Source organism: Kitasatospora sp. NPDC001095, from assembly GCF_053598615.1.
The window spans coordinates 146,093-171,586 of record NZ_JBSFKQ010000006.1; the positions used below are offsets into that span (position 1 = coordinate 146,093).

22 protein-coding genes are annotated in these 25,494 nt (G+C 75.3%); 8 read left to right on the forward strand and 14 right to left on the reverse strand.

Translation table 11 applies throughout. From position 1 onward, the window contains the following. Positions 1-33 precede the first annotated feature (33 nt). The 9 genes from ACWDBB_RS08315 to ACWDBB_RS08355 all read right to left on the reverse strand — a co-directional run bounded on the left by ACWDBB_RS08315 (position 34) and on the right by ACWDBB_RS08355 (position 9,172). Complete coding sequence (locus ACWDBB_RS08315; RefSeq protein ID WP_402408384.1) at positions 34-333, reverse strand: hypothetical protein; 300 nt, start codon at positions 331-333, stop codon at positions 34-36. Between the two features lie 115 nt (positions 334-448). After that, positions 449-1,327: a hypothetical protein gene (locus ACWDBB_RS08320; RefSeq protein WP_449788802.1), complete on the reverse strand. Its 879-nt coding sequence runs from the start codon at positions 1,325-1,327 to the stop codon at positions 449-451. Continuing rightward, the gene (locus ACWDBB_RS08325; RefSeq protein ID WP_449788803.1) at positions 1,324-2,289 is read right to left on the reverse strand and encodes a type II secretion system F family protein; all 966 of its coding nucleotides are present in this window, start codon (positions 2,287-2,289) and stop codon (positions 1,324-1,326) included. The genes ACWDBB_RS08320 and ACWDBB_RS08325 overlap by 4 nt, the downstream gene beginning before the upstream one ends. Continuing rightward, entirely contained in the window at positions 2,289-3,926 is a 1,638-nt protein-coding gene (locus ACWDBB_RS08330) for a CpaF family protein (protein ID WP_449788804.1), read from the reverse strand. The genes ACWDBB_RS08325 and ACWDBB_RS08330 overlap by 1 nt, the downstream gene beginning before the upstream one ends. Further along, the gene (locus ACWDBB_RS08335; protein WP_449788805.1) at positions 3,916-5,529 is read right to left on the reverse strand and encodes a hypothetical protein; all 1,614 of its coding nucleotides are present in this window, start codon (positions 5,527-5,529) and stop codon (positions 3,916-3,918) included. The genes ACWDBB_RS08330 and ACWDBB_RS08335 overlap by 11 nt, the downstream gene beginning before the upstream one ends. Beyond that, positions 5,529-6,431, reverse strand: a complete 903-nt coding sequence (locus ACWDBB_RS08340; RefSeq protein WP_449788806.1) for an SAF domain-containing protein — start codon at positions 6,429-6,431, stop codon at positions 5,529-5,531. Before ACWDBB_RS08340 ends, ACWDBB_RS08335 begins: the two co-directional genes overlap by 1 nt. Positions 6,432-6,591: 160 nt before the next feature. Continuing rightward, on the reverse strand, positions 6,592-7,530 hold the full coding sequence (locus ACWDBB_RS08345) for a hypothetical protein (protein WP_449788807.1): 939 nt from the start codon (positions 7,528-7,530) through the stop codon (positions 6,592-6,594). Beyond that, entirely contained in the window at positions 7,524-8,147 is a 624-nt protein-coding gene (locus tag ACWDBB_RS08350; protein WP_449788808.1) for a hypothetical protein, read from the reverse strand. The genes ACWDBB_RS08345 and ACWDBB_RS08350 overlap by 7 nt, the downstream gene beginning before the upstream one ends. 137 nt (positions 8,148-8,284) lie before the next feature. Beyond that, positions 8,285-9,172, reverse strand: coding sequence for a hypothetical protein (locus tag ACWDBB_RS08355; RefSeq protein WP_449788809.1), 888 nt, complete (start codon positions 9,170-9,172; stop codon positions 8,285-8,287). 120 nt (positions 9,173-9,292) lie between these two features. On the opposite strand from ACWDBB_RS08355, the gene ACWDBB_RS08360 reads away from it, so the two are divergent. The 3 genes from ACWDBB_RS08360 (at position 9,293) to ACWDBB_RS08370 (ending at position 12,004) form a co-directional block, all read left to right on the forward strand. Continuing rightward, positions 9,293-9,871, forward strand: coding sequence for a pyridoxamine 5'-phosphate oxidase family protein (locus tag ACWDBB_RS08360; RefSeq protein WP_449788810.1), 579 nt, complete (start codon positions 9,293-9,295; stop codon positions 9,869-9,871). Between the two features lie 74 nt (positions 9,872-9,945). Further along, positions 9,946-10,398: a MaoC family dehydratase gene (locus ACWDBB_RS08365; RefSeq protein ID WP_449788811.1), complete on the forward strand. Its 453-nt coding sequence runs from the start codon at positions 9,946-9,948 to the stop codon at positions 10,396-10,398. 397 nt (positions 10,399-10,795) lie between these two features. Next, on the forward strand, positions 10,796-12,004 hold the full coding sequence (locus ACWDBB_RS08370) for an MBL fold metallo-hydrolase (protein WP_449788884.1): 1,209 nt from the start codon (positions 10,796-10,798) through the stop codon (positions 12,002-12,004). Between the two features lie 20 nt (positions 12,005-12,024). Here the strand turns inward: ACWDBB_RS08370 and ACWDBB_RS08375 are convergent, their stop codons facing one another. From ACWDBB_RS08375 to ACWDBB_RS08385, 3 genes are all read right to left on the reverse strand, one after another. Next, the gene (locus ACWDBB_RS08375) at positions 12,025-12,969 is read right to left on the reverse strand and encodes a DUF389 domain-containing protein (protein ID WP_449788812.1); all 945 of its coding nucleotides are present in this window, start codon (positions 12,967-12,969) and stop codon (positions 12,025-12,027) included. A 159-nt stretch (positions 12,970-13,128) separates the two neighbouring features. Further along, positions 13,129-15,888, reverse strand: coding sequence for a DUF6493 family protein (locus ACWDBB_RS08380; RefSeq protein ID WP_449788813.1), 2,760 nt, complete (start codon positions 15,886-15,888; stop codon positions 13,129-13,131). Continuing rightward, the gene (locus ACWDBB_RS08385) at positions 15,885-17,315 is read right to left on the reverse strand and encodes an SWIM zinc finger family protein (RefSeq protein ID WP_449788814.1); all 1,431 of its coding nucleotides are present in this window, start codon (positions 17,313-17,315) and stop codon (positions 15,885-15,887) included. The genes ACWDBB_RS08380 and ACWDBB_RS08385 overlap by 4 nt, the downstream gene beginning before the upstream one ends. A gap of 208 nt (positions 17,316-17,523) precedes the next feature. Between ACWDBB_RS08385 and ACWDBB_RS08390 the strand changes: the two genes are divergently transcribed. Both ACWDBB_RS08390 and ACWDBB_RS08395 read left to right on the forward strand, forming a co-directional pair. Further along, positions 17,524-18,432 carry an acyl-CoA thioesterase gene (locus tag ACWDBB_RS08390; RefSeq protein ID WP_392875396.1) on the forward strand — a complete coding sequence of 303 codons (909 nt, stop codon included), beginning with the start codon at positions 17,524-17,526 and terminating at the stop codon, positions 18,430-18,432. Positions 18,433-18,522: 90 nt separating this feature from the next. Further along, positions 18,523-19,173 carry a TetR/AcrR family transcriptional regulator gene (locus ACWDBB_RS08395; RefSeq protein WP_449788815.1) on the forward strand — a complete coding sequence of 217 codons (651 nt, stop codon included), beginning with the start codon at positions 18,523-18,525 and terminating at the stop codon, positions 19,171-19,173. Positions 19,174-19,255: 82 nt separating this feature from the next. On the opposite strand, the gene ACWDBB_RS08400 is transcribed toward ACWDBB_RS08395, so the two are convergent. After that, complete coding sequence (locus tag ACWDBB_RS08400; RefSeq protein ID WP_449788816.1) at positions 19,256-20,659, reverse strand: sulfite oxidase; 1,404 nt, start codon at positions 20,657-20,659, stop codon at positions 19,256-19,258. 283 nt (positions 20,660-20,942) lie between these two features. On the opposite strand from ACWDBB_RS08400, the gene ACWDBB_RS08405 reads away from it, so the two are divergent. From ACWDBB_RS08405 to ACWDBB_RS08415, 3 genes are all read left to right on the forward strand, one after another. After that, entirely contained in the window at positions 20,943-21,350 is a 408-nt protein-coding gene (locus ACWDBB_RS08405; RefSeq protein ID WP_449788817.1) for a MerR family transcriptional regulator, read from the forward strand. A 132-nt stretch (positions 21,351-21,482) separates the two neighbouring features. Next, positions 21,483-23,114, forward strand: a complete 1,632-nt coding sequence (locus tag ACWDBB_RS08410; protein ID WP_449788818.1) for a BCCT family transporter — start codon at positions 21,483-21,485, stop codon at positions 23,112-23,114. A 120-nt stretch (positions 23,115-23,234) separates the two neighbouring features. After that, positions 23,235-23,414, forward strand: a complete 180-nt coding sequence (locus ACWDBB_RS08415) for a hypothetical protein (protein ID WP_449788819.1) — start codon at positions 23,235-23,237, stop codon at positions 23,412-23,414. A gap of 244 nt (positions 23,415-23,658) precedes the next feature. Here ACWDBB_RS08415 and ACWDBB_RS08420 read toward each other — a convergent pair whose 3' ends face one another. Further along, positions 23,659-25,326 carry a DUF2398 family protein gene (locus ACWDBB_RS08420; RefSeq protein WP_449788820.1) on the reverse strand — a complete coding sequence of 556 codons (1,668 nt, stop codon included), beginning with the start codon at positions 25,324-25,326 and terminating at the stop codon, positions 23,659-23,661. Between the last annotated feature and the right edge of the window lie 168 nt (positions 25,327-25,494).

Below are 25,494 nucleotides of genomic sequence, written 5' to 3' on the forward strand. Positions count from 1 at the left end.
CCCGGTCGCCCCTGCGGCGGAGAGCAGGACGCGTCACTGGGTGGCGCCGCCCGCGCCCGCGCCCGCGCCGCCGCCCGGCATGTTCGGGTCCTGCTCGACCTTCTTGACGACCTTGTCCTTCAGCAGGTAGAGCGCGGTCGCCACGGCGCCCGCGACGAACACCAACGCGATGATGGCCAGGGCGAGTTCGATGCTGATCGCTCCGCGGTCGCCGCGCGCGCGGGCGGCCCGCAGCCGGCCGAGCCGGAAGGTGAACAGCAGCAGCGCGAACTGGACCGGTAGCAGAACGGGGCGCAGCACCCGATCTGCCAGCTGGACGAGTCGTACGGTCATCGGGATCTCCGGGAGTGTGGCGGTGTGGTGTGGTGTGGTGTGTGGCGGGTGGTGCCGGCTGCTCCGACCGGGCCGATAGGGCCCCGGAAGGGCGTGAACGAGGCTGTGGGCACGGTCAGTTGAGCATCTGGTGCAGGGCGGGGAAGACGATCAGGACGGTCATCAGGAGGGTCAGCGCGGCCCCGGGCGCGACCATCCGTTCGCTGTCGGCGTTCGCGCGGGCGAGGTCCTCGGCGAGCAGTTCCCCGCGCAGGCCCTTGGCGCGGGCCCGCAGGGTGTCGTACACGGCGGCGCCGTCGTTGCCGGACAGCCGCATGATGTCGGCCACGTCCTGGAGCGGGCTCAGCCCCAACTCCTCGGCGAGCGCGTCGAGTCCGGCCCACGGCGGGAGCCGGTCGGTGGCCGCGCGTTCCAGGGCGTCGCGGATCCGCCGGAACACCGCACCCTGCCCGACCGAGGCGGCCCGGCGCAGCGCCTCGGCGGGGCCGCAGTCGGCGGCCCGCTCCATCGCGACGAGTTCCAGGTAGGCGGCGATGCCGTGCAGGTACTCGGTGCGCGCCTCCTTGGCCTCGCCGCGCACGATGGCGTCCGGGACGAACCAGAGCAGTCCGGCCAGCAGCGGGCCGATGACGAGCGGCAGCGCGAACGGCAGGCCGACGTCCATCAGCACGGCCATCGCGCCCAGGTAGGCGGGGAGCATCAGGCCGAGCGCGGCGAACAGCAGCTTGTGCACCATGAACCGGGCCGGGGTGCGGCCGATCAGGGCGAGTTCGCGGCGCGGGACGGAGACCCCGCGCAGGTGGACGGACCGTTCGCCGATCCGGTCGTACCAGCGGGGCCGCTCGTCCGGGTGCTGCTCGCGGTCGGCGGGGGTGGCGTGCAGCCGGTCCAGTGCCTGGCGCAGGTCCGGGGGCGCCGGGCGCAGTTCGGCGACCAGGAGGGCGAGGCCGCCGGCCGCGGCGGCGCCGGCCAGCACGGACCAGGGGGAGATCACCGGACCTCCCCGAGCAGTTCGGCCGGCTGCGGCTCGGTCGCCGGTGCGGCGGACCGCCGCCCGCTCCTGCTGCGCCGGTCCGGTGTCAGCAGCCGGGGCACCGGCGGGTGGGAGGCCAGCGCCCGCATCCAGGCGATGATCGCCACGAACAGGGCTGCGACGACGGCGAGCACCACCTGGCCGAGGAAGGTCCCGTACGGCCGGGTGTACTCGGTGTTGAAGGAGCCGACCGTGACGACCAGCACGATGATGCCGACCAGCCAGCGGATGGTGGTCCGGTGCTTGGCCCGGTCGGCCTCGATGGCGCGGCGCTGGCGGACCTCCTCGCGCACCGAGTCGGCCATGTCGGAGAGGGTACGGGCGAGTCCGGGGCCGCTGTCCCCGGCCCGCAGCACGAGCGCGGCGAGGACCTTGTCGGCGGTGGCGTCGGCAAGGCTGTCGGCGAAGGCGCGCAGCGCCTCCTCGGGCCGCCAGCGGGCCTGCAGCCGGGCGGCCAGTTCGCCGATCTCGTCCTCCAGGGCGGCCGGGGCGGTGCGGCGGCTGGTGACGATGGCCTGGTTGAGTCCGACGCCGAGCAGCAGCACGTCGGCGATCCGCTGGGTCCACTCGGAGAGCGCCTCCAGCCGCTCGATCCGGTGGGTGTCCGGGCGGGTGGTGTCGAACAGCCAGGGCAGGCCGAAGACGGCCAGCGGCACCAGCAGCGCGGTCAGCGGGATGCCGGTGAACAGCCAGGCCAGCGGCGCCCCGGCGAGCGCGAGCGGCAGTTGGACGCGGCGCAGCCGCACCATCCGGTTCGCGGCCGTCCCGGGGGCGCCGTACCAGAACACGTGGAGGCGGCCGGCCAGCGGGTTGACCGCCGGTTCGGCCCCGTCCTCGTCGCCGGGCTCGCTGCCGCGGGCCCAGACCACCAGGGCGACCAGGCCGCCCGCGAGCGCCAGCCCGCACAGGGCGAAGAGCAGCATCACCGCGCGCCACCGCCGATCCGCAGCTGCAGCGGGGTGGCCCAACTCCCGTACCGGGAGCCGAGCAGCGAGGCGTCGAAGCCGGCCCGGCGCAGGTCGTCCAGGCACTGCGGCGGGGTGTGCGGGACGGCCCGCGGCTCACCGAGGTCCGGCCGGGGGCCGAAAACGGTGTTCAGCGCGGGCCGGCCGCTCTCCCCGAGGCCGGTGACCTCCAGGACGTGGGACACGAAGCGGTGCCGGCGGCCGCCGACGGCGGTCTCGTCGACCATGGTGACGTGCACGATGAGGTCCAGGGCGTTGGCGGTGAGCCGGTAGGCGAGTGAGTCGGTCATGTGCGAGCCGTATTCCAGGCAGAGTTCGGCGATGCGGTCGACGACCATGTGCGGGCCGCGGGCGTGCAGGGTGCACATCGAGCCGCCCTCGCCGTTGGTCATCACCCGCAGCATCGGGACGACCTCGCCGGAGCGGACCTCCCCGACGATGATCCGGGAGAGCGTCATGCGCAGTGCGGCCGGGATGAGGTCGCCGATGCTCAACTCCCCGGCCAGGCGCCCTTCGACGCGTTCGCCGTTGCCCTCCCTGGCCTCCATCGGGACGACCTGGCGCAGGTGGCCGAGGGTGTGCAGCCAGAGTTCGAACTCCGACTCCAGGGTGCCGATCCGCTCGTCCGGCGGGATCTCGGCGGCCATCGCGCGCAGCAGACTGGTCTTGCCGACGCCCTGGGTGCCGGTGATCATGACGTTCTTCCTGGCCCGGATCGCGGCGGCCAGGAAGGCCGCCAAGGTGGCGTCCAGGGTGCCGAGTTCGACCATCTCGGGCAGGGTTGCGGAGGCCACCCGGTGGCGTCGGATCGCCACGTACGGGCGGGGCGTCACCTCGGTGAGCGCCTGGAGGCGCATGCCGCCCTCCAGGCGCAGGGCGAGGGTCGGGCTGGCGGTGGACAGGCTGCGCTCGCCGCCGCCGTGCTGGCGGGCCAGGTCCTGGAGCAGCTCGACGAGTTCGGCGTCGCTGTCGGCCACCGGCGGTACCTGGCGCAGGGGTTGGTGCACCTTGGAGACCCAGACATCGTCACAGCCGTTGATCAGGATGTTCTCGATCTCCGGGTCGTCCAGGTAGGGCTGGAGCCGGCCGGCGCGGAACAGCAGGTCGAAGACGGCCTCGGCGAGGGCGCGGTCCTGCTCCCGGGTGGGCGGGATGCCGTGGGTCTGGGCGTACGCGTCGGACCACCGGGCGACGGCCTCCTCGATCAGCGCCCGGCCGCGCTGGCGGCGGGTGGCGCGGTCCGGGTCGGAGCCGGAGGCGGCGGTCAACCGGGTGATCTGCTGGTGCAGTTCGGCCGCGACCTGGCGCTTGAGCTCGCGGGCGACCTGCGGGTCGACGGCGGGCCGGGTGGCGGCGCCGCGCAGGTCCAGCGAGGGCAGCTGGGAGGGCACGGCGGTGGGCCCGGCCGTGCCGGGCGGGACGGGCTGCGGCGCTACGGGCTGGGCGGAGGCCGGCTGGGGCGCGACCGGGCCGGGCTGGTACCCGTGCGGCGGGGCGACCGGGCCGGGCGCCGGCGCCGGTGTGGGCACCGGCGTGCTCCAGGGCAGCGCGGCCGGATCGGAGGCGGGACGCTGGTGCAGGGGGCTACCGCGCACGGAGCACCTCCCCGGGGTTCGGCGGGTACGGACCGTCGGGATCGTCCCCACGGTCCGTCACACTCGGCTGCTGGAGCGGGTACCGGTCGTCCGGCTCGCCGTACGGGGCGGACTGGACGTGGGCCGGGAACGGCGCCGGCGCGGCCGGCTGCGGGGCGAGCCCGGCCAGCGGCGCCACCGGTCCTGTGGTGATCACCGGCGGGACGGGCTGCGGCGGGCTGTACGAGGGCTGCTCGCCCTCGGCCGTCCCGTAGCCGGACCGGCCGTGCGTGAACTGGCCCTGTGTGAACTGTCCTTGTGCGTACTGGCCCTGCATGGACTGCCCCTGCGCGGCGCGGCTGTGGGCCGCCGCGCCGTACCCGCCCGAGGCGTACGGGGCCTGGCCGTGGCCACCCTGCCCGTACCCACCACCCGAGACGTACCCGGCTTGGTCGTACCCCGGCTGCGCGTACCCCGGCCGGCCGCCCTGCCCGTACGCCGACTGCCCGTACGCCGACTGCTCGTACGGGCCCGGCGCGGGCGAGGGCGTGGGCCCGGCCGAGGGCACGGGCATCGACGGCTGCGACGGCGGCGAGGGCTGCGACGGCATCGACTGCTGCGGCGCCATCGGCACGGACGGGGTCGGTATCGGCGGGGCCGGCACCGGAGCCGTCGGGGCGGGGGTGGTCGGGGCGGGGCTGGTCGGGGCGGGGGTGGTCGGGGCGGGGGTGGTCGGGGCGGGGGGCGTCGGCACCGCCGCCGCGACCGGGGCCGCCGGACCACCCGCCGCACCGCCCGCCGTCAGCTGGGCCGGCGCCGCGTCCTGCGCGACGCCCGGCGCGAGCCGCTGGCGCCGACGGCGGATCAGCAGCTGCACCTCGTCCGCCGCCGACCGCGCCGTCCGCATCAGCTCCGAGCGGATGAACCGCCGGTCGGTGGTGTCCCCGCCGTCGGAGAGCACCTTCGCCGTCCGGAGGGCGTGCGGCAGCACCCCGAGCACCGGCAGCCCGAGCTCTCGGGACACCTCCGCCCGCGTGTACGGCCCCTCGGCGACCAGCAGCAGCCCGAGCGCGTCCGCCCCGGTGCCGGCCGAGGCCAGGTCCTCGGCCAGGGCGGCGAGCCGGGGCCGGACCGAGCTCAGCCCGCGCAGCGTGGTGCGCACGGTCGCCACCACCACGTCGGCGCGGCGGGCCAGCACCGCGCTGTGGCCGGTGGCGCCGGAGCGGCCGAGGTCCACGATGACGTCGTAGCCCTGCTGTTCCACGCCGCGCAGCAGTTCGGCGAGCGGCTCCCAGGTGTAGGCGAGGCCGGGCGCCTGGGTGGGGTCGGTCAGCCCGGGCAGCAGCAGCCGCTCGGCGCCGCCCTCGGGCGAGAGGTCGATCAGCTGCTCCCAGATGGTCTGCGCGAGCAGCCCGCGGCGGTCGGCGACGGCCAGGTTGCGCAGCCCGTACACCGCCTCGACCCGGCCCTCCAGGGCGCCGGCGAGCACCGCGCCGCCGTCCGGGTCGGCCTCGACCAGCAGGATCCGCCGGCCGGGCTGCAGCGGCCAGGACAGCAGCAGCGCCAGGGCGGTGGTGGTCGCTCCCGGTGCGCCCGGGCCGCCGACCACCGCGATCACGGCCATCAGGCACCGCCCGTCGCGGCCGGCGCTCCGGGCGAGGCACCGCCGGAGGTGGCGGCGCCCGGGGTGGCGGCACCGGGCGCGGGGGTGCCGGGTGCGGGGGCGCCCGGGGTGCCGGCGGCGGCCGAGGGCGCGCCGCTCGCCGCCGGGGCCGGCGCGGCACCGGCCGCAGGGGCACCGGCCGCCGCGCCGCGGGGCGCGAGCAGTACCTGGATCCGCCCGCTCGCCACCCACTGCGCCAGCCGGGGCCCGTCCGCGGTGCCGACCGCCACGTCGATCACCTGGCTGCCGTCGGTGTCCACCCGGCCGACGGTGATCACCGTGGCGGGCAGCGAGTCGGCCCGGCCGTTGTCGGGGGTGAAGACGATGACCAGCTGGACGCCGGGCTGCAGCCGGCTGGCGGGCAGCTGGCTGCGCTTGGCCGACACGCCGACGACGATCTGCCCGGGCTGCAGCGACAGGCCCTGGGCGAGGTCGGAGCCGGTGAGCATCGCGCCGCGCTTGAGGTCGGTGGCGGCCCGCATGCCGACCGCCTTCGCCCGGTCCTGGGCCGAGACCGGGTGCAGCGCCGGGTCCCCCGCGATCCGGGCGACCACCAGGTCGTCCTCGGTGATCACCTGTCCCCACGGCACGTCCCGGGCCAGTGCCAGCACCGCGACCCGCTGGCCGGTGCTGTTGTAGAGGACGGCCCCGCCCAGTCCGCCGGCCGCGATCAGCGCGACCGCCATCGCCAGCACCGCCGGGCGCCGCCGCCGCGCCCGCATGGTCCGCCCGGGCGCGTGCGGCACGGCCCGCCCCCGGCCCTTGCCCCGGCCGCCCTGCTCCGGCTGCTCCGGGAGCGGCACGGACGCCGCCGCGCCCGCGGAGGTGCCGGATCCCGGCGTCGCGAACGTACGGTTCTCCACCGGGTTCCGCCCTTCCCTCGTTCGTCTCCGGCTCGTCTGGCCGGTCAGGCTGGTCTGGCTGGTCTGGCTGGTCTGGCTGGTCTGGCTGGTCAGTGTGTGAATCGCCGTACCGGCGCCACCACCCGGGAGCGGTCGGCCGGCCGCTCCCGTTCGGGCGCGCTCAGTTGAGCACCTGCATCTCGGCGACCTTGAGCTGGAAGGGAGTGCTGCTCCGCCTGATGCCCCGGAGCTTGAACGTCCGCGGGTTCGGCCCTCCGGTGACCACCACGGTGGCCTCCCACTGCATGGTCACCGTGGCGTTGAAGACGCCGTTCTTCTCGCCGGCCGAGCTGGTCCTGAACTCGTAGCCGCAGTCCGGGGACTTCGCGTCGCCGTACTTGGGGTCGTACGGCGTGCCGGTCGTGGCGCAGGAGGTCTGGAGGTTGCCGCCGAAGCTCCAGTCCGCCTTCACCAGCCGGGGCGTGACGGTGACCGCGATGCCCGCGAGCTCCGCGTGGCCGACGCCCGGCAGCGCGGCGCCGTCCGCCCAGAGCCAGACCGGGGCGTTGACCACCGCGGTGTTCTGGGGTGCGGCCCGGCCCACCGGCGGCGTGAAGTGGACCTGGTCGGTGGCCCGCTCGATGACCCTGGCCTCCGTGGTGACGTCCTGCCCCGGCGTGGTGGCCTCGAAGACGATCTCGGCGCCGCCCATGCCCCCGTCGGTCTGCGGGCAGACCTTCGTGTAGAGCGCGCCGTCCTTCGGGTCGTGGCCGCCCCACGCCGGGTCGCCCGCGGCCGGCGGGTTGTCCAGCGGGCGGAAGTAGCAGCCCTTGCTGCTGCTGAACCAGCCCAGCTCGGGGTCGTGGCAGGCCCAGGTGACCTGGTGGTAGTCGCACAGCTGCGGCCCGGTATCCGAACCGCCGCCGGGCTGGGATCCGCCGGGCCCGGGGGTCGTTCCACCGGAGTGGACGTCCACGCAGATCACGGTCGGGTAGCACTGTTCGGCCCCGCCGCCCGGTGGTTCGTCCGCGGACGCGTTCACCGCCGAGGACAGCAGCAGGCCGGCCGACATCGACACGGCGATCGCGATCCGCCGGGCCGGTTTCCGCGCGTTCAGCATGTCCGGTCCACCTCCCGCTTGAAGTCGTTGATCAACCAATGTGCTTGGAACCAGCGCAGGGACGCGGTGGCGACGTACCGGTTCAGGCGGGATCCGGGGTCCTTGGCGGCCCCGGTCACGGCATCGACGCGGTGCCAGTCCGACAGGTCGACACAGTCCTCGATCACGGCGGTCTGCGGATCGGCTTTCAGGTCGATGGCCTTGACCACCGCGGAATTGCGCGGTGCTCCGGTCATGACCGCTTTGGCGTCGCGTAGTTGACGGAGACTTACCAGGCTGTCGGACAGCGCCCGGCCGGAGGAGTACTGCTCCAGTCCGTAGCCGTCCGAATCCGCACGCCCGAAGACGTCCGCCTGGGCCTGCCACCAATCCTGATACGCCTTCAGGGCCAGCCGCCCCATGGCCCCTTCCGGGCCGCTGGTCGGCGCGATCGAGCCGTTTACCGAACCACTCGAAGGAGTTAGCGGATCCGCTCCCGCGACGGTGGGCGCAGTCGACCCGAGGCGATCGACGGAACCACCCGCACCACCGCTCGCACAGGCGCCGAGCAGCAACACCAGTACCGCCCCACCGACCCCAACCGCCCCAGGGCGCAACACATTTCCGCGCTGCCGCATGGCCCCACCTCATTGCGACCGACCTGATCCGTGATCCACGGCCGCCAGGAGAATTCCGCCGTCCCACCGGTGTTTCCGCTGGGGATCGATTCTTCGCCAACCCACCCCATCACGGCAACACCTCAGGCCCCCTGACCTTACGCGGAAGGCGGTTCCGTCGGGGCACTTTCCCGCCACAGAACGGCCAACAGTTCCTCGGAAAGCGACAATCCGGCCAATGCGCCCCGAACCGCGGCCCGATTGCGCATCAGAAGCCGCCCGGCGTGCGGCGGAACGAGCAGGCGCGCGCCAGGCGCACCCGAACTACCGACCGGTTCTCCACCGCCCGTCAGGGCGGCCACGGCCGGCTGGAGATCGAGCGGGGCGACGGCCGCGGGGGCACCCGGGACGCCCTGGCGCAGGACGGTGGTCAGAGCCCGGCTGAACGAGCCCTCCCCACCCGGCAGTACGGCGTCCCGGCCGCGTCTGCCCGGGGCGTAACGGTTCCCCGGGGCGTAGCGGCCGATCCGGCCCCACAGCGGGACCCTGGAGTAGCTCAACAGTTCGCCGGCGCCGTCCTCGCCGTTCTCCACCGCCGCCCAGGTGTCCCGGTCGGCCACCGCGTCGACCAGCAGCAGGGCCTCCTCCTGGTCGCCGTGCACCATCGCGCTGACCACCCAGTCCCAGGCCAGGCCCCGGCGGTAGGCGTTGTCGGCGGTGCTGCCGGCGGTGACCAGGGCGAGTCGGCGCCCGCGCGGGTCGGCCACCAACTGGCCGACCAGGCAGACCAGCAGCCAGCGGCCGGGGTGCTGGGCGGCGTCCCGGACGGCGGTAAGCATGGCGTTGGCGTCCGCGTCCGGCGGCACCGTGGTGACCCTGCAGCCGGCCGCTCCGGTGTCGAAGCACATCCCGGGCAGCACCTCGGCGAGCAGCCGGGCGCCGTCCGGTGCGAGCGCCGCACCCCCGAAGGCCCGGTCGGGGCCGCCGTCCGCCCCGATCACCACCAGATCGACCCCGCCCGCCATCCGGCCGTCCCCCTCCTCCACCGTTTCTCCACCCGCCGGGCAGGCTACCGCCCCCGACGGCCTCCGACGGGGCTCCCGGCCCGTCCGCTCAGGGACCATGGGCCCTATCGGTACGCGCGCCGACCGAGGACGATCGGACGCATGGAGCGTGAGGACCGTGTGGAGACCCTGAGCGAGGCCGAGTGCCTGCGGCTGCTCAGCACCGTGCCCGTCGGGCGCGTGGTGTACACCGAGCACGCGCTGCCGGCCGTCCTGCCGGTCTCCTTCGAGGTCCTGGACGGGCGGCTGGTGCTCGCCGTGCGCCGTGGAAGTGCCACCGCGCGCGGGCTTGACGGCACGGTGGTGGCCTTCCAGGCGGATCTGCTGGACCCGGCCACCCGCACCGGGTGGAGCGTCCTGGTGCACGGGCGGGCCGACGTGATGACGGACCCCGAGCAGGTCCGGCGGGTGCTGCGCTCAGGACTGCGGCCCTGGGTGGGCGATCCGGAGCCGCTGTTCGTCGCGCTGGTGCCGGAGCTGGTGAGCGGCCGTCGGCTGTTCCCGACCGGGCCGGGCGCCCTGGCCCGCCAGACGCGGCGGCCTTCGGGCGCCGGGCGGATGGACGCCGGGCAGGTGGGTGCCGGGCGGATGGACGCCGGGCGGATGGGTGCCGGGCAGGTAGGCCTGGGGAGCGCGGACGCCGCCGGGCCCATGAACACCGGTTTTCCGTTCGGCTCCTGACAGATACCGGTGGGTAGGCATACGCTTCCGGCGTCCTGACCCCTCCCCGGGCCCGTCCCCACCAGGAGCTCACCGTGACGACCTTCGCCTCCCTCGCCGAGCTGTCCGCCGCCGTCGGCACCGAGCTGGGCACCAGCCAGTGGCACACCATCGAGCAGCGGCAGATCGACCTGTTCGCCGAGGCGACCGGCGACCACCAGTGGATCCACGTGGACCCGGAGCGGGCCAAGGACAGCCAGTTCGGCTCGACCATCGCACACGGCTACCTGACCCAGTCGATGATCCCGGTGCTGGCGAAGGAGTGCTACGCCGTCGAGGGCGTGCGGATGGCGCTGAACTACGGCTCCGACAAGGTGCGCTTCCCCGCCCCGGTGCCGGTGGGCACCGCGATCAGGGCCACCGCCGAGCTGCTCTCGGCCACCGAGGTGCCGGGCGGCGTCCAGGCGGTGGTGCGGTTCACCGTGGTCAGCGAGGGGAGCACCAAGCCGCACTGCGTCGCGGAGACGATCACCCGCTTCTACGCCTGACGGGAGCGCGCCCACCCGGGCCGTGGGCGCGCGGGCCGGCAGGCGTGCCCGGACCGGCAGGCGTGCGGGGCCGGGCCGGGGGCGCGCGGGCCTGGGTGGAGCGGGCGGGCCCGGGCGACGGCGTGCGACCCGTTCCTCCCGGGTCCCCCGATTGGACCGCGCCGGGCCCTCCACCAGGTCCGGACGGCCCACGACGAGTAACCTCCGACGAGATGGTTGTCGTATCGCAGCAGCCCCGTCGGGCGCTGCGCTGAGCGCCCCGGCCCGCCCGGTAGCCGTGACCGTCCCTGGAGGAGCCGTGCCCCGCCCAGCCCCGTGGTTCTCCCGCCTCGCCGGTCTGTCCTCGCAGTTCGCCCCGCCGACCACCGGCCCCGCCGCCGAGCGCGCCGTCCCCGGTCTGGCCGGACTGCCCCGGGCCGCCTGGCACCGGGTCCGGACCGACCCCTTCGGCGCCGAACCCAGGGGTGAGCGGCTGGCCCGCATCCGCCGCTCCCCGCAGTTCGCCGACGGCGCCTTCCACAACCCGGTGCCCACCCGCCGCCTGGTGTACGAGCGCAGCCCGCTGGAGATCACCCACGCCCAGCTGACCGGGGACAAGGCCCGCCGGAGGCCGACCGCCGCCATTCCGCTGCACCGGCTGCTCCCGGTCGATCTGGCCGCGCCGCCGGAGTCCGGACTGCGGCTGACCTGGCTGGGGCACGCCTCCGTGCTGGCCGAGATCGGCGGGCGGCGGGTGCTGCTCGACCCGGTCTGGGGCGAGCGCTGCTCCCCCTTCTCCTGGACCGGGCCCAAGCGGCTGCACCCGGTGCCGCTGCCGCTGTCCGAACTCGGGCCGGTGGACGTGGTCGTGATCTCCCACGACCACTACGACCACCTCGACATGGACACCGTCCGGGCTCTGATCGGGACGGACGCGGTGTTCGCCGTGCCGCTCGGGGTCGGGGCGCACCTGGAGCACTGGGGCGTACCGGCCGAGCGGATCGTCGAACTGGACTGGTGGGAGTCGGCCGAGGTCGCCGGGCTGACCCTGACCGCCACACCGGCCCGGCACTACTGCAGCCGCGGGCCGCGCACCAGCTCGCTGTTCCTGTGGGCGTCCTGGGTGGTGGCCGGCGGCGGACGGCGGATCTTCCACAGCGGGGACACCGGCTACTTCCCCGGCTTCGCCGAGATCGGCCGCCGGCTCGGCCCGTTCGACGCGACGATGATGCAGGTCGGCGCGTACAGCGACTTCTGGCCCGAGGTGCACATGACCCCCGAGGAGGGCGTGCGGGCGCACCTGGACCTGGGCGGCGCGCTGCTGCTGCCGATCCACTGGTGCACCTTCAACCTCGCGCTGCACCCCTGGGAGGAGCCCGCGGAGCGGGTGGTCACCGCGGCCCAGGCGCTCGGTGCCCGGCTCGCGGTGCCCCGCCCCGGCAAGCCCTTCGAACCCGCGCGCCCGCCCGCCCTGCGCCTGTGGTGGCGCGCTGTCGCCGCCGCCCCGCGCGAGGTCCCGCCGCTGGTCGACGGGCGGCGGCCGGGTGAAGGAGTGGCGGCGGGCGGGAGCGGGGCGCGCGAACAGGCGACGACTTTCAGCGAACAGATTTCAAAATCTGTTCGCTGAAAGTCGTCAGCTGAAACCCGTCAGCCCTTCGCCGTCACCCGTCGACGCCGGATCACCGCCCAAGCCGCCTGCTGGACCAACAGGGTCAGCACCCCGGCCAGCACGATCCCCAGCAGGTTCAGCAGCAACTGCACGCTGGAGCCCCAGAACTGCTTGACGTCGCCGTAGCCGAGGGCGACGGCCGCATTGGCCGCGGCGGGGACGGTCGTGACCGAGATCGCCACGCCGACCAGGGCCCCGGCCTTCGAGGAGGTGAGCGAGAGCAGCCCCGCGACGCCCGCCAGGAAGGCGACCACGAAGGACGTCGCGTCCGGCTGCCAGATGAACGAGGTGTTCGGCCGCACGGCGTCGAACCTCGCCTCGCTGAACAGCCCGAGGCCTTCCATCAGCATCCCGAAGCAGACCGTCAGCCCCATCGCCACCACGAAACCCGTCACCAGCGCGTTCAACGATCGCAGTGCCGGGCGCAGCCGTCGCTGGACGACCGCCACGCAGAGCCCGGCCAGCGGCCCGAACTCCGGTCCGACGGCCATCGCGCCGACGATCAGGATCGCGCTGTCCAGCACCGCGCCACAGGCCGCGAGCATGGTGGCTGTGGTGAGGAAGGCCAGGAACACCCACGTGAGGGTGGACTCCTCGTGGGTGATCTCGGAGACCGACTCCCACACCAGCGCGTCCGCCCCCTCCCCGGGGGCCAGCCGCTCGGCCTCCTCTGCCGCCGCCGAGAGGGTCAGCTCGACCGCCGAGACGTCGATCGCGCCGCGCTCGGCCAGCCCCGTGGCGCGCAGCGCGCCCAGGGCCTCGTCCGCCGCCTCGCGGGCCACGTCGCAGAGCACCACGTCACCGGCGGGCCGGACGGCCGCGTCCGGGAGCAGGACGACGTGTGTCACCCCGACGACCTCGTCCAGGCAGTCCAGCACGCGGTTCCGGAGGTCGGGCGGGACGATCAGGCGAAGGTGCAGCACGGGCGCTCCGGTGGGCAGGGCAGGCGGAAGGTCCCGCCCACCCTAGGCCCGCCCCGCACCGGACCCCGCACCACCCCGCGCCCGCACCACCCCGGTCCCGCGCCACCCCGGTCCCGCACCGCGGCCCGTCACCACCCGGCCCGTCAACGGCCCAGCCCTTCAGCCCGCGAGGACGTCCCGTAGCGCCCGGGCCTCCTTGACCACCCGGCCCGCGCCGCCGCGCCCGGCCGCCGCCGTCACCTCGGCGACCGGCCCGCGGGCGCCGGTGCGCCGGGCGCAGTCGGTGGCCAGCGCGATCAGGTCACCCAGCCCGCGCGTCGACGGGTCGGCCTCCCCCAGGAGGGCCGGCAGGGCCGCCCCGAGCACCGACCAGACCGTCGCCCGGGCGCCGCTCTCCGCAGCCAGGGTGAGTGCCGCTCCCAGCCGGCCGGCCGTCACCGTGCCGCAGGCCACCAGGGCCCCGAGTTCGCGGCCGAGCAGCGCGCCGTCCAGGTCGCCGCGCGCGGCGAGCACCAGCAGCGCGTCCACCGCCGCCGTCCGGTCCTCGACGTGCCGGGCGCCCAGGCCGTACGCCAGCGCCAGGTGCAGCGCGAGCCCGGCCGGGCCGCCGGCCTCGGCGAGCAGCGGGAGGTGGCCGGCGGCCCCGCGCTCGTCCCGGTCGGCGCCCTCGGCGAAGGGGTCGAGCCAGCGCGCGGCCAGCTCCTCCCGGTGCCAGGGGAGCATCGCGAACCAGTGCGCGACGGGCCGCCGGCTCCAGTCGTACACCTTGCGGGCGCGGGCCACGCTGGGCTCGGTGCCGTCCAGCAGAGCCAGGAACTCGCTGGGGAGCCGCTCGCCACCCGGCCCCACCGGCCCGGCGCCGATGCCCGGCTGGGCGACGGCGATCCGCTCGATCTCCTCCCACCAGCGGTCCCCGTACACGTTGGTGCGCCGCAGCCCCTTGCCGGGCGCGAACAGCACCCGCTCGGACGGCTGACCGTGCAGTCCGCCGGTGCGCAGCCAGTGCGCCAGCCGGCGCCCGGCCGGGGAGGTGAGCGCCTCGGCGGCCTTCAGCGCCGCCTCCTCTGCCACCGACCCGACCGCCACCGGCCCGACCGCCACCGGCCCGACCGCCACCGGCCCGACCCGCAGCAGGGCCTGGGACAGGTCGGCCTTCCCCGGTGTGACACCCGCCGCCTCGTACCCGGCGATCCGCTCGACCAGCACGGCCGGGTCCAGCGCGCCGGTGGCATCGGTCGGGGTCGCGAGCAGGTACGGCGGCCGGGTGGCCGTCACCTGCCAGGCCGCCTCCTCCAGTCGGGCAGCGAGAACGGCCCCGGGCACGGTGGTGCCCGGCCCGCGCAGCGCCGAGCCGTCCCTTCCGCGGAGGGAGTCCCAGAACCGGCGCGGCGGGAGCTCACCGGCCACCGCGGCCACCACGAACAGGATCTCCCGGGGCGTGCAGTCCCCCCAGCTGCCGGTGCCGCGCCACGGGTGCACCCGGCGGACCGGCTCCAGCGCCTCGACCAGCGCCGCCCGGTCCCGGTAGGTCAGCCGGACCAGCCCGTCCAGCACCCGTTCGAAGGCCGCCATGCCGGGCTCGCGCGCCGCGAGCAGGGCGGACAGTTCCTCCGCGAGTTCGGCCGCCGAGCCGATCGGCGCGCCGAGCGGGCGCGGCTCGGGGGCAGGCGGCAGGAGTTCGTTCCACCCGGTGTCCGGGTCGTCCCCGTCGCCGCCGACCGGCGCGCCGAACAGCTCGCCCGCGCGCCGGTGGTGGGCCGGGTTGAGCGTCTCGGCGGCGGAGCGCAGCTCCGCCAGCACCGCCTCCCCCGCCGCCTTCAGGTGACGGTCCACCACGTTCAGCGCCCGCTCCTGGAGGGCCGTGTCCGGATGTCCGAAGGCCTCGGCCGCGGCCAGCACCACCGGTCCCGAACGCGCGGGCGCACGCCGGGCGGCCTTCTCCAGCCAGGCCAGCTGGGCGCGGACCAGCTTCTTCTCGTTCCGGAACAGCACCACCGCCGAGGCCTCGGTGAGCACCTCGGGCTCGATCAGGCCGGCCTCGTCCAGCCCGGCGAGGACGTCCTGGGCGTGCCCGGCGATCACTGACAGGCCGTCCAGCAGGGCCACCAGGTCGCGCACCCTGGCCGCGTACTCCTCGGCCGTCGGGGCGAGCGCCCGCAGCACCTCCAGGAAGGCCCGTTGGTCGGTCGCCTTGCCGCCGCGCAGCAGTCGGGCGAGGCAGCGGTCGAGCAGCTGGACGCGGTCCACCACTCCGGCCGCGGCCAGTTCGCCGATCGCCTCCGTCCAGATGTCGCCGGGGCGCGGGCTGAGCCGGAAGGTCAACGTGTAGCCGACATCGGCGAGTTCGAACAGCTCGGGCAGCAGCACCGGGGTGAAGGCGTCCTCGCGCAGCGTGGCGGCCAGCGTCGGGCGCGGGCCGCCCGTTTCGTCGATGTGGTCCATCCAGCTCCGGACGAAGGACTCGCCGCGCGGCACCTCGCAGCCGGTGCGCCGGACCACCGCCTCGATCACCGGGTACATCGACCAGCCCCAGCTCCGCACCGGCCGGGCGGCGAGCCGGGTGACCACCTCGACCTGCCACTCCACCGGCTGCGCCTCGATGACCTGGTGCAGCACGGAGTTCCGGGCCCAGTCCCGGACGCCGAAGTCGCTGCCGGCCAGCCAGGTGGCGGCGCCGGCCGGGCCGGCGTGGCAGCCGGCCCCGGCCACCAGCAGCCTGCCCTTGGCCTCGGCCGACTCCCGTGACCAGTCCTGGCGCAGTTCCTTGCGCAGCTCCTTGAGGGCGGGCAGGCAGGCCCGCCGCTGGGCCGGGTCCAGGGCGGCCAGCAGCTCCGGTATCCGCGCCAGCCGACCGGACCGGACGGCGGCGAGCAGCTCGTCGACCGGCCCCTGCCGGTCGGTGTCCGAGGTCGTGCTCACGCTCCGGCCCCCTTCGTCCCCGCAGCCCCGGTGGCCTCCACCGTCCCGACCGTCTCCACGGCCCCGGCAGTCGCGTCCCGCACCATCCCGACCGCCAGCGCGTGTTTGCACGGCCCGCGCCCGCCCCGGTAATTGCCCCACCACAGGCAGGTGCAACTCGACCGTCCCGACGCGTCCGTGCGCACCCGCTGGATGTGGTCGTCCACGGTGACGACGGCCGTCTCCCCGCCCTCCTCGAGTCGCACCGCGCCCGCCGCGACCAGTGCCCGGGCGGCCCGAAGCCGGGGGTTGGCCGTCTCGGCCCGCCCGGCGTCGTACGGGAGCTGGCGGTGGAAGTACGCGGCCTCGGCGGCGTCGTAGCCGATCTGCCCGGCGGTGCCCAGCCGGGTGAGCGCGGCACGGACCCGCTCGGGGCTCAGCCCGGACTGGGCGGCGAGGTCCCCGACCTCGATCCGGGGCTCCCAGGCGAGCAGCACCGCGATCAGCTCGGCGTCCCGCTCGGCCGACGCGGTGGCGAGCGAGTCGAGCACGCCGCCCTCGCCGGAGAAGCCCCGGGACGCGTCCGGCGACAGCGTCAGGGTCAGCCGCATGCCGGGCAGCACCGCCTCCCAGGCGGAGGCGGTGGGCTCCCCGGCCGGCACCGGCCCGTACACCCGCAGGGCGAGCGCGTGCCGCAGCACCCGCTGGAGCGCGACCAGCCGCTCGGGCCCGGGCAGGCAGACCGCGCCGGGGACCGGACGGGTGGTCGGCCGCAGTGACGTCCCGGCCGGGACGACCCAGCCGACGCCGGCCCGCCCGCCGCGCCCGGCCCGCGGCAGCGAGCGCAGGAAGCGGACCGCCTCGGCGGCGGGCAGCTCGGCGCGCAGCTCGAAGCCGGCGGCCACCACCTGGGTCTCGGCGAAGCCGCGCAGCCAGCGCTCCGGCAGCGGGACCTTCTTCTCGACCAGCGGGCCGTCGAAGGTGGTGACCTCCAGCGCGTCCGGCCCGACCGCGAGGTGCAGCGGATCGGCGGGGCCGATCCTGGTCAGCGCCTCGCGCAGCGGGTTGTTGACGTCCACGTTGGTGGTGCCGTGACCGATCTCGTCCCCGTCGAGCCCGGCCTGGAGCACGTCGAGCCGGGCGTAGACGCCGCAGCAGCCCGAGAAGGACTCGAAGCGCAGCCGGTCCCCGTGGGCGGTGACCACCGGGTCGAGCGAGGCGCGCAGCTGCGGCTGGTAGTAGCGCGCGGCGGCGACGTCCGCGACCGCGAGCAGGGCCGCGGCGGCCGGCGCCGGATCGGCCAGGAAGCCCGCGAAGAAGCGCGGGTTGGCGGCGGCGCCGAGCGGGGTGGCGCCGCCGGAGGTGGCCAGGTCGAGGCGCCGGCCGTCGGCGCCGTCCAGGACGGCCGACGGGCGCAGATAGGCGTACGCCTGTGCGGATTGCGTCATGCCGAGCACGTTAGGTGAGGACACTGACAATTCGCCGGGACGGCACCGACCTCGACACCGGCCCCGCCTCGGCACCGGCCCCGGACGGGCCTCCCGCCCCCTCGACCCGAGAATCGAACTGGAACGTGTTCTATGTCATCCGACGACCACCGCGACGACGTTACCCAGGTCACACCGCGGCACGGTTGGCTTCTGCCACTATGGCCTCGTGACCGACCTGACCGAACCCCACGTCCGGGCCGAACGGCACGCCCGGCCGGCCGCCCCGTTCGCCGAGCTGCTGGAGATCGAGCAGCTGGACGAGAACACGTTCCGGGGCCACTGCCACGCCGGCGCCCCGATGCGGGCCTTCGGCGGCCATGTGGCCGCGCAGGCGCTCGTCGCCGCCGGGCGCACCTCCCGCAAGCAGCGCCCGGTGCACTCGCTGCACGGCTACTTCCTGCTGCCGGGCTCCCCGGAGCACCCGATCGACTACCTGGTCGAGCGGGTCCGCGACGGCGTGTCGTACACCACCCGCCGGGTGACGGCGCTCCAGGGGCGCAACGAGATCTTCACCCTCTCGGCGTCCTTCAAGCACCCCGAGCCGGCCCCCGACCGCCAGCGCGAGGTCCCTCCGCTGCCCCACCCCGAGTCGCTGCCGAACGCCGTCGCCCGGCTGCCCGAGGAGGTGCGCCGGGCGCTCGCCGCGGGCGGCGGCTTCCGCGACCTCGACGTGCGGTTCGTCCCGGCGGACGCCCCGGGACTGCCGCCGGCCGTTCCCGGTCTGCTCCAGCACTTCGTCTGGATGCGCACCGCCTCCCCGCTGCCGGACGGCGACCCGCTGCTGCACGCCGGCGCCCTCACCTACCTGTCCGACCTCACCCTGGCCTCCACCGCCGGGCTGAACGTGCAGCCAAACTTCTTCCAGCGCACCGAACCGCCCCGCCTGGTGATGGCCTCGCTGGACCACGCCATGTGGTTCCACCGCCCGTTCCGGGCCGACGAGTGGCTGCTGTTCGCCCAGCGCAGCCCGTCCTCCTCGGACGGCCGGGGCCTGGCGCTCGGCGAGTTCTACGACCTGGACGGCCGACTGGTCGCCTCCGCCGTCCAGGAGGCGCTGATCCGCGACCCCTCGTGACGCCCTCGCGGCCCGGTGACCACCGCACGAACGGACGGGGGCCGGACGGCGTCATACTCCTGAGCGGCCCCGGCCCGTATCATGGTGCGGGTGACCAAGGTTGACCTGTCACCACGGCCGGTGGAGGCGATGTCTCCGCGTCAGCTCGAACGCCGCGAAAGCCTGATCGCGGCCGCGCTCGCCCTGGTGAACGAGATCGGCGTCGAGCGGATGCAGATGAAGCAGGTCTGCGAGCGGTCCGGAGTCGCCCTGGGGACGGCGTACCGCTACTTCTCCTCCAAGGACCACCTCCTGGCAGCGGCGATCGCCGAGTGGCATCGCCTGCTGCTGGCCGACCTGGTGGCGGAGTTGCGCGGGCCGAGGGCCGGACTGGGGGCCACCGACCGGGCGGTGCGGTTCGTCCGGGGCGGGATGCGGGCCTACCAGCGGCAGCCCGAACTCGCCCGGCTACGGGTGGCCGTGGCCGCCTCCACTGACCCGTTCGCCAGCGAGGCGCTGCAGGGCATGGCCCGGGCCGACAGCACCGCCCTGCAGGCCGTGACGGCCGAGGTGCCGGCCGCCGCGAGCGACCTGGTGCGGCACATCGTCGCCCACGCCTGGCAGGGCGAGCTGACCGCCTGGGTGACCGGCCGCACCACCCTCGGGGACGCTCGGCGGCGCCTGGAGGACGTGGTGCGGCTGGTGCTGAACCCGTACGAGACGCGCTACCCGGCCCCGTACGAGGTCCAGTCCACCGGCTGAGCGCCCGCCGGCCCAGGGCGCCGGGCACGGCCCAGGGCGCCGGCGCGACCCAGGGCCACACGGCTCAGGGCACCGGCAGCGCTCAGACCACCGTCACGGGGTGGGCCACCACCGCTCCGAACAGGTAGCCCTCCCGGTTGAACACCGCCCGCTCGGGCTGGGTGTTGCCCCGCTGGTCCGTCGCGCGGGCGCGCAGCTCGTACCGGCCGGGCCGCTCGGGGTGCCAGTCGATGCTCCAGCGCGTCCAGCCGTCGGCCTGCGGCTCGTCGCGCAGGTCGGCGCTCCGCCACGTCCGGCCGCCGTCGGCGCTCACCTCGACCCGGCGCACCGCCGCCGCTCCGGACCAGGAGCGCCCGTGCAGCCGGTGCCGGCGGCCCGCCGCCAGCCGCGCGCCCGCCGCCAGCTCGAAGGCGCTCTTGACCACCTGGATGGTGAGCGGCTCGCCACCGCCGGGCGGGTAGTCCGGGCCGAACATGCGGTAGAAGTCGGTGTTCCACGGCGAGTACAGCGGACGGTCGGCGACCTCCAGGCTGCCCACCCACTTGATCGAGGCGATGCCCACCCAGCCGGGCACCACCAGCCGGGCCGGCGCGCCGTGGTCCGGGGTCAGCGGCTCGCCGTTCATCTCGTACGCGAGCAGCACGTCGTCCAGCGCCTTGGCGATCGGCAGCGGGCGGCGCACCGGGCCGTAGTTGGTGCCGCCGACGACGTAGTCCGGGTCCAGGCCGACGGGAAGCACGTCCACCGCCGCACCGGTCAGCCCGGCGGCCCGCAGCACCTCGGCCAGCCGGACGCCCCGCCAGCTCGCCGAGCCGACGCCGCCCAGCGTCCACGGCGTGCCCGGGACGGGCTGGCCCTGCTGGCCGGCGTAGTAGCTGCGGCCGTTGCCGGCGCACTCGATCAGCGCGCTGATCCGGGTGGAGGGCAGCTCCCGCAGCTCCTCGAGGCCGAACTCGACCGGGTGCTCGGCCGTCGGGGCGCCGCGCAGGCCGCTGCCGAAGACCCGCAGGCGCCAGGTGTCGGGGTCGATCAGCGGGGTGCTGGTGTGGTTGCGGACGAAGAACCGTTCCACCGGGACGTGGCGGCCGACAACGGCGTCGCCGTCGGCGTCACGGAAGGCGTCCCAGCGCGTCTCGGCGTTGGTGCCGTGCGGCACGAACCACTCGGCGGGCAGTGGTTTGACGATCCCGGGCACGGGCGAGGACGCGGCGGCGGGAGCAGTCGCGGGGCCGGGGGCGGGCGTGGGCCCCTCCTCGGCGGCGGCCGCCCGGCCCTGGGCGAGCGCCGGGACGGCCGGGACCGGCGCGGCGAGCGCCCCGGCGGCGGTGGCCATCCGCAGCAGCGTCCGGCGCTCCATGCCGTCGGCGGGCGGCGTACCGTCCCCGGCCGCACGCCCCTGTGCCCTGGTGTCCTGTGCCCTGGCGCCCCGTGCCGGGGTGTCCTGTGTCGGGGTTGCTTCGTTCGGAATGCGGACCTCGTTGTCCATGAACGGTGTTCCTTCCGTGTCAGCGTTGGAGGTTCGGCTGCGCGCGACCACGCCCGGGGCGTGAAGGCCATCCTGGACGGGCCCCGTTCCCCAGCCCGACCTTCTCACCGTCTGGACTCCTACCGTTCCGGTCCCCGGGGAAACCCCGGCCCGCGTCCGAACTCACCTGCGAACACCCGTCGATGGCCGATTCCTCTCCCGAACCGCCGGGCCTGGCAGCGGAGTTCACAGCGAGTCGAGGCCGCCCGGGAACACCCCGACGGGCGGCGGCGTTCGCCCGGTCATGCGCATCGGAGAACTCGCCCGCCTGACCGGGGTGTCCACCCGCCTGCTCCGCTACTACGAGGAGCAGGGCCTGCTCCGGCCGGGCCGGACGACGGCCGGCCACCGCGAGTACGGCGAGGAGGACACCGTCCGGGTGTGGCAGATCCGCAGCCTGCTCGCGGCCGGCCTGAGCACCCGGGTCATCGCCGAGCTGCTGCCCTGCGCCACCGGCCCCGTCCCCGTCCTGGAGGCCTGCCCGCAGCTGCTCGCCATCCTGCGCGACGAACTCGCCGACCTGGACTCCCGGATCGAGGACCTCGCCCGCAACCGGCGCGCGCTCTCCCACTACATCGCCACCGCACACGACTCCGGCCACGGCTCCAGGCACGAGTCCGGGCACGGCTACGGCGAGGAGCGGGCGGCCTGACGGGACGTGAATCCCGACCCGGCGCGTCCCGGCGCGCCGTCCCGCCGCCGGCGGAGCGAACTGGACATAGTACGACATACAGCTTGATTTCGAGCGCGCCGAGCCCGCCGAGTATGTCGAGAGGTCCATCCGATGAACAGCCAGCCGCCCCCGCCCGACCAGCCCGCGAAGGAGCCCGACGAACCCGCCGCGACCCTTCCGGCCGACCGGGCGGTGTTCGGCATCGGCGCGGTCCTGGTCCTGGCGGTGGTCGCCTGGGGCGTCTTCGCCGAGGACTCGCTCGGCCGTACCTCCGACACGGCGCTCGGCTGGGTGCTGCACAACTTCGGCTGGCTGTTCGTGGTGGCCGCCGACGTCTTCCTGGTGCTCAGCGTGCTGCTCGCGTTCAGCCGGTTCGGCCGGATCAGGCTCGGCCGCGACGACGACCGGCCCGAGTTCTCCACCCTCGCCTGGATCGCCATGATGTTCAGCGCCGGCATGGGCATCGGCCTGATGTTCTACGGCGTCGGCGAGCCGCTCCAGCTCTTCGCCACCCCGCAGCCCGGCTCCGGTCTGGAACCGCAGAGCGCGGCCGCCGCCCAGCAGGCCCTGGAGTTCTCGCTCTTCCACTGGACCCTGCACCCGTGGGCGATCTACGCGGTCGGCGGCCTGGCCCTCGCCTACACCACCTTCCGCAAGGGCCGGGGCAACCGGATCTCCGCCGCCTTCGTCCCGCTGATCGGACAGCGCGGCGCGGACGGCTGGGCCGGGCGGACGATCGACCTGCTGGCCGTGTTCGCGACCGTCTTCGGCTCCGCGACCAGCCTCGGCCTCGGCGCGCTCCAGGTCGCCGACGGGCTCGGCTACATCTCCTCCGTCCGCAACACCCAGAACGCCCAGTTGGTCATCATCGGCTCGCTGACCGCCGCGTTCGTGGTCTCCGCGTTCTCCGGGGTACACAAGGGTGTGAAGTGGCTCTCCACCGCGAACGTCGTCCTGGCCTCGCTGATCATGCTCTTCGTCTTCGTGTTCGGCCCGACGGTGTTCGCCCTCGACGCGATCCCCTCCTCGGTCGGCGGCTACCTCTCCGACCTGCTCGTGATGTCCACCCAGACCGGCGCCTTCACCGACGAGGGCTGGCTCGGTTCCTGGACGATCTTCTACTGGGCCTGGTGGCTCTCCTGGGCGCCCTTCGTCGGCACCTTCATCGCGCGGATCTCGCGCGGCCGCACCGTGCGACAGTTCCTGCTCGGCGTGCTGCTGGTGCCCAGCGGGGCGACGGTCCTCTGGTTCTGCGTGATGGGCGGCACCGCGATCCGGCTGGTCACCACCGGTGCGGCCGACCTCGTCGCGACCATCCCGCAGGGCCCGGAGGCCTCGCTGTTCGAGATGCTGCGCTCGCTGCCGCTCGGCTCGGTGACCAGCGTGGTCGCGGTGCTGCTGGTGATGACCTTCTTCATCACCAGCGCCGACTCCGCCTCGCTGGTGCTCGGCTCGCTCTCCAGTCGGGGCTCGCTGCACCCGCGCACCTGGCTGGTGGTGGTCTGGGGCGTGCTGATGGGCGGCGTCGCGGCGGCCCTGCTGCTGGCCGGCGGACTCACCGCACTCCAGAACGCGACGATCCTGGTCGCGCTGCCGTTCGTGGTGGTGATGATGCTGCTGTGCGTCTCGCTGGTGAAGGAGCTCCGCGAGGACCCGGCCGCCGCCCCCTCCCGCGTCCACCCGCCGCACGGTCTGCGGGACGCCGTCCGCGAGGTCGTCGGCGAGTCGAGCACACGCCGCTGACCAGGACATATGCCCCGCCCGGCGACGGGTGGGGCATATGCGGCCAACCGACGCCCAACCCCCGTCCGGACTTCACCCGCGCGTACCGACCGTTCACACCGCCCTGGAAACCTCCCTGTCATGAACGCCAGCCCTCAGGCGCCCTTCCAGGAACCGCGCTTCCCCCTGCCCCGATGGCACCGCCGGCTGCTCGCCGTCACCGCCGTCCTCGCCTCGATCGCCCTCGGCACCCTGGGCGTCGGCGCCACCGTGGAAACCGTCGAACACGGCCCCGTCACCAGCGCCTCCGCCAGCAAGTAGCCATCCGACCCACCCGGCACCGCGGTCCCACACCGGACGCGGTGCTTCTTGCTTTCCGCCATCACCGAGCAGGTACCCCCGGCCGGTCACTGGCGGGCACGACGAGCGGGCCGGGGCGGGAGTGGCGGCCGGTGCCGGGAGTGGGGTGGAGGTCGGGCGCCAGGGCGTGACGGGCGGCCGATACCGGGGACGGGGTGAAGATCAGGGGCCGGGGCGAAGCGGGCCGCCGGGGGCGCAGGCCCCGCTACGCCCGCTGTTCGGTGCGGGGGCCGGGCGGGGGTGGGACGAACGGGCCGGGGCGGGAGTGGCGGCCGGTGCCGGGAGTGGGGTGGAGGTCGGGGGCCGGGGCGTAGCGGGCGGCCGGGGGGCGCAGGCGCCAGGCCGGGGGCCGGGTGGGGTGGGGGGTGGGGGCGATCAGGGCGAGGCGGTGGAGCAGGTCGAGGGCGTCGCGCCGCAGGGCGGTGCGGTCGGCGAGGTAGCGGGCGGGGAGGCCGTACTCGTCCGCGATGTCGCCGAGGACCCCGTCTATCAGCGCGTCCGGGATCGGGACGTCGCCGGCCACCGTCTCGCCGGGCAGCGGGCGGACCTCCTCCACCAGGCGCTCGACCAGCAGCAGGGCGGCCTGGGCGAGGGTGCCGGCGCCGGGGAGCGCGAGGTCGGTGAGTTCGGCGGCCGGGTCGAGCAGGGCGACGCCCTCGGCCCGGAGTTCGGCCTCGAGGCCGAGGAACTCGGCGAGCGCCGCCGGGCCGCTGAGCCGGTGCTCGGCCAGCCAGGCGCGGTGGTCCTCGGGGAGGTCGGCGGCCAGGACGGCGGGCGTCTCGGCGAGCAGGCGGCGGACGGCGGTGGCGGGTTCGGCCTCGGCGGCGCGGCGGATCAGGTCGTCGGCGTCGTCGGCGAGGGCGGGCGGGCCGGCCGGGACGGCACGGGCGAGTTCGCGGTCCACGGTCAGCACGAAGGAGCCGTCGGCCGGGTCGGCGGGCAGCTCGCCGAGCACCTGCCAGCCGGCCAGCGCGGCCAGCGCCATGTCGAGGTCGGCCTGTTCGGCGGCGAGTTCGGGTGCGGCGGCGCCCATCGCGTCGAGCAGCCGCCGGTACGCCAGCTCCTCCGGGGCGTCGACCAACAGGGCCAGTACGAGGGCGAGTTGGGCGTACGCGGCCGGGGTGAACGGCGCGCCGGTGACGGGGTGTTCGAGGCGGCGGGCGGCGTCGGCGCCGAGGCCGGCCTTGCAGAGCCGGGCGTGCCAGGGGCCGACCACGAGACGGTAGCCGAGCAGGGTGTCGAAGCGCTCGGCGAGCCAGTCGCGGTGACGGCGGATCAGCGGAAAGCCGTCGGCGTGCGGGCCGGAGGCGGTGACCAGCGGATGGGCGAGCAACAGCCGGGCGGCGATCCGGCGTTCGGCCGCGGGGAGCTCCTCGCCGGAACGATCCTGCGCCGTCACGGTGGGCGGCGCCACCGGCGTGCCCTCGGGCCTGCGGTGCCGACCCGGCCTGCCCGGCTTGGCACCTGACCGGACGACGGGCAGTGCGGCGTCGTCGCGCCGGGCGCGGCGCAGGCCGCCGTCGGTGCGGTCCTCGCGGGGGCGAACGGGTGTGGCACCGTGCGCGGTGGGGCCGTGCCACCAGCTGACGCCGGGCTCGGCGGCGGGTTCGGCGGCGCCGCCGAGGTGGCGCGCCGGGTAGAGGCCGAAGGAGGCGGCACAGAGGTCGTCGGCGGTGCCGGGGGTGGCGGCGGCGAACCAGTGGGCCAGGCGCAGCAGTCCGGGGTCGGGCGAGAGCGTGACGTCGGCGGCGGGCCCGGCTTCGCGTACGGCGAGGACGGCGGCGGCGGTTCCCCGTCCTGCCCCGCCCGTGCGTCCGTCCGGCCTGCCGGCGGCCACCCGGGTGGCGCCGACCGCGTACTCCTGCTGATCCATGTCGGGGTCCAGACTAGACGGTGCCCGGGTCACCCGACGGCAGCAACCGCCCTCCTGAGGATCTCTCCGCAAGAGCCCTCGAAGCGGGCGCCCGCGCTCCGCTAACCGACCGCCCCGTCATCCGTCGTGCCCGACGGGGGTTACGCACCGGTAACCCGCTCTTCCGCC